Origin of the sequence: Meiothermus sp., from assembly GCF_037443965.1 — a bacterium.
GTDB lineage: Bacteria > Deinococcota > Deinococci > Deinococcales > Thermaceae > Meiothermus.
On the sequence record NZ_JBBINI010000009.1, the window covers coordinates 102,133 to 109,207 of the forward strand.

6 protein-coding genes and 1 rRNA gene are annotated in these 7,075 nt (G+C 58.6%); 5 read left to right on the plus strand and 2 right to left on the minus strand.

From position 1 onward, the window contains the following. The first annotated feature begins 81 nt into the window (after nucleotides 1-81). The 5 genes from WKI89_RS07120 to solA all read left to right on the plus strand — a co-directional run bounded on the left by WKI89_RS07120 (nucleotide 82) and on the right by solA (nucleotide 5,962). A complete protein-coding gene (locus tag WKI89_RS07120; protein ID WP_337868481.1) occupies nucleotides 82-1,053 on the plus strand; it encodes an NADPH:quinone oxidoreductase family protein in 972 nt (323 codons plus the stop codon). 46 nt (nucleotides 1,054-1,099) lie between these two features. Further along, nucleotides 1,100-1,447: a hypothetical protein gene (locus tag WKI89_RS07125; RefSeq protein WP_337868482.1), complete on the plus strand. Its 348-nt coding sequence runs from the start codon at nucleotides 1,100-1,102 to the stop codon at nucleotides 1,445-1,447. Nucleotides 1,448-1,736: 289 nt separating this feature from the next. Then, entirely contained in the window at nucleotides 1,737-2,903 is a 1,167-nt protein-coding gene (xylA, locus tag WKI89_RS07130) for a xylose isomerase (RefSeq protein WP_337868483.1), read from the plus strand. A 1-nt stretch (nucleotide 2,904) separates the two neighbouring features. Beyond that, the gene (gene xylB, locus WKI89_RS07135) at nucleotides 2,905-4,383 is read left to right on the plus strand and encodes a xylulokinase (protein ID WP_337868484.1); all 1,479 of its coding nucleotides are present in this window, start codon (nucleotides 2,905-2,907) and stop codon (nucleotides 4,381-4,383) included. Nucleotides 4,384-4,792: 409 nt separating this feature from the next. Continuing rightward, nucleotides 4,793-5,962, plus strand: coding sequence for an N-methyl-L-tryptophan oxidase (gene solA / locus WKI89_RS07140; protein ID WP_337868485.1), 1,170 nt, complete (start codon nucleotides 4,793-4,795; stop codon nucleotides 5,960-5,962). A 183-nt stretch (nucleotides 5,963-6,145) separates the two neighbouring features. Here solA and WKI89_RS07145 read toward each other — a convergent pair whose 3' ends face one another. Both WKI89_RS07145 and WKI89_RS07150 read right to left on the minus strand, forming a co-directional pair. After that, nucleotides 6,146-6,592, minus strand: coding sequence for an NUDIX hydrolase (locus WKI89_RS07145; RefSeq protein ID WP_337868490.1), 447 nt, complete (start codon nucleotides 6,590-6,592; stop codon nucleotides 6,146-6,148). Nucleotides 6,593-6,956: 364 nt separating this feature from the next. Further along, nucleotides 6,957-7,075: ribosomal RNA gene (locus WKI89_RS07150) — 16S ribosomal RNA — on the minus strand; the annotation flags it as partial.

Genomic DNA, 7,075 nt, shown 5'->3' on the forward strand with positions numbered 1-7,075 from the left:
ATCGGGCCTAAGAATACCCCTAAGTGCAGGGAACATTCTTCGGTGAAGCTACATTTGCGGCAGCGTTATATGCTGTGCAGCATGAAGGCCATCCAGGTACACCGTGCAGGCGGCCCCGAAGTCTTGGAGCTCACCGACCTTCCCAAACCCAGCCCCGGCCCTGGGCAAGTGCTCATCAAGGTCGAGGCGGTAGGCCTCAACTTTGCCGACATCTTGTACGTGGCCGGCGAGTATCTGGTGCGTACCCGCTACCCCATGATTCCCGGTATGGAGTTTGCGGGAGTGGTGGAAGCAGTGGGGGAGGGTGTGGAGCATTATCGCCCAGGGGAAGTGGTCGCGGCGCTGGGGGGCAGCGGGGCTTTTGCCGAGTATGCCGTGGTGAGTAGCAGGGCCGTTGTGCCGGTTCCACCTGGCATGAGCGCTGCCGAAGCAGCAGCCTTCCCGGTTTCCTACTTTACCGCCTATTTTGCCCTGCAAACCCAGGCCCAGGCCCGGCCCTGCGAGTGGGTTTTGATTCAGGCTGCTGCCGGAGCCCTGGGTACCGCTTCGATCCAGATAGCGAAGGCGATGGGCTTGCGGGTAGTGGCCCTGGCCAGCAGCGAGGAAAAACTGGCCCTATGCCGCAGTCTAGGGGCCGATGTGACCCTGCTCAACACCCAGGACAACCTGGTAGATGCCGTCAAGAACGCCACCGAGGGCAAAGGGGTGGACATCCTGATGGAGGTGGTGGGGGGGGCGGGTTTTGCCCATAGCCTTAAGATGCTGGCCTACCGGGGCCGTTTGTTGGTGATTGGCTCGGCCTCGCGCGAGATGGCCCAGATGTATCCGGTGGGCCTGATGAAGGGCAACCAGAGCGTAACGGGCGTCTGGCTCACCCCCTTTCTGAGCGACCCCACCGAGATGCAGGCTGCTACAGCGTTCCTGATCCCCTTGGTGGCTTCTGGCAAGATCAAACCAGTGGTGGGCGAGCGGTTCAAACTGGAAGAGGCCGCCAAGGCTTTTGCCTTTGTGCAAAGCCGTAAGAATACGGGCAAGGTGATTTTGGAGCCCTAGAGCGGTTCTCGGAAAGAACCCAGCAAGCCTCGACGGTCAAAAAACGGTGCTCCAGCCCATCCTCGAGGTCAAGCGGGCCTTTCGTGCCGACTTCGCCACCAAGTTCTTCGGCACCAGCTCGGCTCAGCGTATCTTCCAGGTTCTGCTGCAAAAGATAGATGACACCGTTCAGACCAGTTTCGCTGCGGACAACCATTATGCGGGCATCACCGAGCAATTTTTGCGGAGCCTCACCGGCGCTCTGCTTCAGCCCAGCTATGCCAAGCCCTTCCAGTCCAAGAGCGAGGCTGAGATTGACCAAATCCTCAGCGCGTTTAGTCTGGAGCGTTGTGTGGTGAGACAGGATTTAGCTCGATTAATCCGAGATTTCTCGCGCACTCCGCAGTTGTCTTAGTGGTTTGGTAAGTTAAAGATTGATATGCAGTGAAGTTCCCAAAATGAAGCGCTCAAAGCAACTCCCAGATATTAAGGGAGCCAAATCCATCCCAGCAATTAAGTTACCGGAGCACTTAGACCATGATTGAGCATTTCCAGGGTATCATTTACACAGCTTCTAGGTTGGGGAAAAGCACCGCTCTAAAAATTACACATGCGGCACTCCTACTGTCTCCCCATAGGAAAGCGACTCGGTACCTTGATAATCTTCTGCGTTGTTCCCAACATCGTAACGAAAGGATGAAGCCATGCCAGACTACATTCCCAAACCCGAGCATAAGTTTACCTTCGGCCTGTGGACGGTGGGAAATGTAGGGCGCGATCCCTTTGGCCACCCTACCCGTGAGCCCTTGGCTCCAGAGTACATTGTGTACAAACTGGCTGAACTAGGGGCCTGGGGAGTCAACCTGCACGACAACGACCTGATTCCCATCAACGCAACTGTAGCCGAGCGCAAGAAGATTCTCTCCCGCTTTAAAAAAGCCCTGAGTGATAGTGGCCTGGTGGTGCCGATGGCCACCACCAATCTCTTCGGCGACCCGGTTTTCAAAGACGGAGCCTTCACCAACGCTAACGCCAAGATTCGTGCCTACGCTATCCACAAGACCATGCACGCGATGGACTTGGGGGCCGAGTTGGGAGCCAAGATCTACGTGTTCTGGGGCGGGCGCGAGGGTGCCGAGGTGGACGCAGGGATGAACACCCTCGACGCCCTGGCCTACTACCGCGAGGCGCTTAACTTCCTGGCCGAGTACAGTGAGTCGCAGGGCTACGGCTACCGTTTTGCCCTCGAGCCCAAGCCCAACGAGCCGCGCGGTGACATCTACCTGCCTGTAGTCGGCGCTGCACTGGGCTTCATCGCTACGCTGGACAAGCCGCACCTCTTCGGTCTCAACCCGGAGGTGGCCCACGAGATGATGGCCGGGCTCAACTTCGTGCACGCGGTGGCCCAGGCCATTGACGCGGGCAAGCTCTTCCACATAGATCTCAACGACCAGAAGATGGGCCGTTTTGATCAGGATTTGCGCTTCGGGGCCGAGAACCTCAAGCTGGCCTTCCTGCTGGTCAAACTCTTGGAGGACAGCAAGTACGATGGCCCTCGCCACTTCGACGCCCACGCCCTGCGCACCGAGGACGAGGCCGGGGTCTGGGAGTTCGCCAGGGGCTGTATGCGCACCTACCTGATTCTCAGGGAGAAGGCTAGGCAGTTCAACCAGGACAAGGAAATTCAGGCCCTCATCAAGGCCTACAAGGTGCAGGATGCCGAACTCTCCAAGCTGACCAAGAAATTCAGCAAGAAGAACGCCGAGGCCCTCAAGGCCAAGAAGTTCAACCGGGTGGCCTTGGGTGAGCGGGGGCCGGGGTTGGAGAAGCTCGACCAGCTTACAGTGGAACTGCTGCTGGGGGAACGCTAGGATGCAGACGGTTGCAATAGGCATAGATCTGGGTACCAGTGGGCTCAAGGCCATTGCAATCACGGCAGAGGGACAGACCGTTGCAGAAGCCTACGCATCCTACCCCTTGCTTACCCCCAGACCCGGCTGGACTGAGCAAAATCCCACAGACTGGGTAGAAGCCACCGCCAGTGTGTTGGTCGAGTTGGTACAAAAGCTAGGGCAGGGGGGCTGGGAGCCGGTATCTATTGGGCTTTCAGGTCAGATGCATGGAGCTACTTTTTTGGATCGGCATGGCGAAGTCGTGCGCCCTGCTCCGCTGTGGAATGACCAACGCACTGCATCCGCCTGTGCTGAAATCGAGGCAACCGTTCCGCGCCGTGACCTCATCCAGCGCACTGGGAATCCAGCCGTGACGGGTTTTCAGCTTCCCAAGTTGGTCTGGCTGCGACAGGCCGAGCCGGAGCACTACGCTCGCACTGCCCATGTGCTGCTGCCCAAAGACTATTTGGCTTACGTTTTGACGGGTCAGATGGCCACCGAGCCCTCAGATGCATCCGGAATTGGTGTCCTCCATCTTGAATCACAAAACTGGGATACCGACATTCTTCAAGCCCTACAGTTAAATCTAACGCTGTTTCCCCAGGTCATTCCTTCACATGGGGTGGTCGGTTCCCTCAAAGCCGAATGGGCACAGGCCACCGGTTTGCCCCGGGGGTTGCCGGTGGTCGCTGGGGCCGGGGACAATGCAGGGGCTGCGATTGGATTGGGTCTTTCCAATGCGCGCCCAGGGCTGGGCAGTGTGAGTTTGGGCACCAGTGGGGTCATCTTTATACCGATCCAGCAGCCCACGCCAGATCCCCAAGGCCGCATCCACCTTTTTTGCCATGCGGATGGCGGCTATCACTTGCTGGGCGTAACCCTGGCGGCGGCTGGTAGTTTGCAGTGGTATCGAGACAAATTAGCCCCAGGGATGGGTTTTGAGGATTTGATGCTAGAGGCCCAAAGTATTGCGCCTGGCAGTGATGGAGTGGTCTTTATGCCCTATCTGGCCGGGGAGCGCAGTCCCTATCTTGACCCCGATTTACGGGGCGCCTGGTTGGGACTGAGCCTAGCGCACGGACGTGGACATCTTACGAGGGCCTTGCTCGAGGGAGTAGCGTTTAGTTTGCGGGATGTGCTGGAAGTAATGCACCCTCTGACCAAGATAAACAAATTGCTGGCCATTGGTGGGGGAGCCCGCTCCGATTTCTGGCTTTCGATTGTGGGCAGTGCGCTGGCCCTGCCACTGGCTCGCACCACTATCGAGGAAGGCCCGGCCCGTGGGGCTGCCATTTTGGCGCTGGTTGGGGCGGGCTTGTATCCAAATGTTGCCGAGGCCGTTAGAGCCACGGCTCCAGAGGATTTCGAAGTCGGTATCGTAGCCCTAGACACCAAGCCATTGCAAGAACGCTACCGCAAGGGGCTACGAGCTGTGCAAGGTTTCAAAGTAGGTGGTTAGCCGCAGTGTTCCCGAGCATTGATGCGATGGGTTTTTACAATAGGCTAGGACTGCCTGACACTATCAAGAAGTAGGCTGGTTAAAGTGTCCCCATAGTTGAAATGCGATATGCGATTCCCAAAGATCGGTGGGGAATTGCGCCAGATACGCATAGTCCGATTACGCAGGTTTGGCCCATCTACCCTGGCGCAACTTATACCGTTTCCGCTTGAATCCTTCACCGCCCGCCGCAGTCAGAGGTGAAGGATTCAAGCCGACCGAAGGGAGTAGAAAAGCATTTCGGTAGTATCGTTTAGGCTTGCCGAAGTGAACGATACTACCGAAATGCGCATTATACCTGATTGAGCAAAAAAACACCAAAAAGTTACTGGGCGATGCGCTTTTATCCAACGTGCGCCATACTGTGGGCATGCTATCCACAGATGTGGTCGTGGTAGGCCTAAGCGCAATGGGCAGCGCCAGCCTGTACCAGCTTGCCCGGCGCGGGGCCAGGGTCATCGGAATAGATCGGCATGTGCCCCCGCATATTTATGGTTCCAGCCACGGCGAGACCCGCATTACCCGGCAGGCCATTGGAGAGGGTACAGCCTATGTGCCGCTGGTGCTGCGTTCGCACCAGATTTGGCGCGAGCTCGAGGCCCAGACCGGGGCCTCGCTTTTCCTGCCCTGCGGAGGCCTGATTCTCAGCAGCCCGGTGGGCGAGGCCCTGCACCACGGCAAGCCGCAGTTTTTGCCGCGCACCATCCAGGCCGCCCGGCAGTTTGGTATCGCGCACGAGGTTCTGGACGCAGCCCAGATCGAGGCGCGCTTTTCCCAGTTCGGCCTGAAGGGCGACGAGACCGGCTACTACGAGCCGGGGGCCGGGCTGCTCTACCCCGAGCGCTGTGTTCAGGTTCAGCTCGAGCTGGCCCAGCGCCTGGGTGCCAGCGTGCACACGGGCGAAAGGGTGCAGAGGCTTATCCCCCAGGCCGATGGGGTACAGGTCGAAACCGATAAGAACCGCTACGCCGCAGCCAAAGTGGTGGTGAGCGCAGGGGCCTGGGCAGCCGACCTGCTGGGCGGGCCTTTTGCGCGGGTGCTGCGGGTGTATCGTCAGGTGCTGTTCTGGCTCGAGGCCCAGGATCCCCAAACCTACGCACCGGGGCGGTTTCCCATTTTCATCTGGATGTTTGGCAGTAGCGAGGGTGAGCACTTTTACGGCTTTCCCCAGGTTGCGCAAGGGGTAAAGGTAGCCACCGAGCAGTCGCGGGTATCCACCCACCTCGACCGGGTCGAGCGCACCGTGTTGGAGGCCGAAACCCAGGCCTTTCTCGAGCGCTACGTGCAGGGCCGGCTAAGAGACCTGGGCCCCGCCTGCCTCAGAAGCGCCACCTGCTTGTATACCTCCACCGCTGATGGTGATTTCATCCTCGACCACCACCCCGACTCCGAGCGCATCCTGGTGGCCTCGGCCTGCTCGGGCCACGGCTTTAAGCATTCGGCGGCGGTAGGGGAGATCATGGCCGAGCTGGCCCTGCAGGGGAAAAGCCCCTTGGATTTGAGCTCTTTTCGTCTGCATCAACGACCGGCCTGGGCGTAGGTGGGCTTCAAATACCCATAGGGGGTATGTTATGCTTCCTGGCGATACGGAGGATGTTCGATGCTCTCGAGTGTAACCCCGATAGAATGGATACTGGGCGGTGTGGTAGCACTGGGCTTGCTGCTGCTCATTCTCTTGATCACCGCCCCGTTTGCCGAGGTGTTCAAAAAGAAAGATTGAGCCTTACAGCTGCACGCCGATGGGCGTTTGTGCGTCCCAGGAGGCCAGGGCCTTGAGCACGTCGTTGCGCTCGTTCTGATGCGAAAGCCGCCTTAAGGCCTCGCGCACGGGCAACCAGGCCACCCCGTCTACTTCTTCCTTTTGCGGCTGGGGCGTTCCGCTCACATAGCCCATCAAAAAGTGGTGCACCTCTTTGGTAACGGTGGTTTGTATACCGTCGTCTTTGACGGTGAAGTGATAGCGAATGCTGCCCAGTGGGGCCAACACTTTGGCCTCGATACCGGTTTCCTCGCGCACCTCGCGGACAGCCGTTTGCGGATAGCGCTCGCCTGGCTCTACCTGGCCCTTGGGCAGACTCCAGACCCGCCCGTCCTTGATGGCAATGAGAAGCACCTCGAGGCCCTTGCCCCCAGCCCGCTCCCGCAATACCACCCCACCCGCCGAGGTCACACGGCGGCGCGATTGCGGCAATGCCTGGGATCCCCTAACCCCAGCCACGCCGCGTCTGGGCTTACGGCGGCGCGAACTAATTGAATAACGCATACAACGACTACTTCCCAATGACCCAGCAATGGGTTCCTAGGCACAGTGTACACGGATTTAGGGCTCTTGTCGTGTACAAAGGCACATATGCGGAATCAGCTTTTGAGCCCTGGCCCTGATGGATGGAGCAAAGCCTGATCTGCTTGCAACCACAAACAAAAAAAGCGCCCCGAAGGGCGCTTATCTTGAACAAAGAAAGATCAGCCGAGCTTGCTTGCAACACCGGAGGCGTTGCAAGATGACGCAGACACGCTGCGTAAATGCTCCTTAGAAAGGAGGTGATCCAACCGCACCTTCCGGTACAGTTACCTTGTTACGACTTAGCCCCAGTCATGAGCCTTACCCTAAGCGCCTGCCTGAGGCTCCCGGCGATTTCAGGCAAAACCCACT

Coding starts and splice junctions, on each gene's coding strand:
- xylB (WP_337868484.1), top strand. CDS start 2,905: ATGCAGACGGTTGCAATAGGCATAGATCTGGGTACCAGTGGGCTCAAG.
- WKI89_RS07120 (WP_337868481.1), top strand. CDS start 82: ATGAAGGCCATCCAGGTACACCGTGCAGGCGGCCCCGAAGTCTTGGAG.
- xylA (WP_337868483.1), top strand. CDS start 1,737: ATGCCAGACTACATTCCCAAACCCGAGCATAAGTTTACCTTCGGCCTG.
- solA (WP_337868485.1), top strand. CDS start 4,793: ATGCTATCCACAGATGTGGTCGTGGTAGGCCTAAGCGCAATGGGCAGC.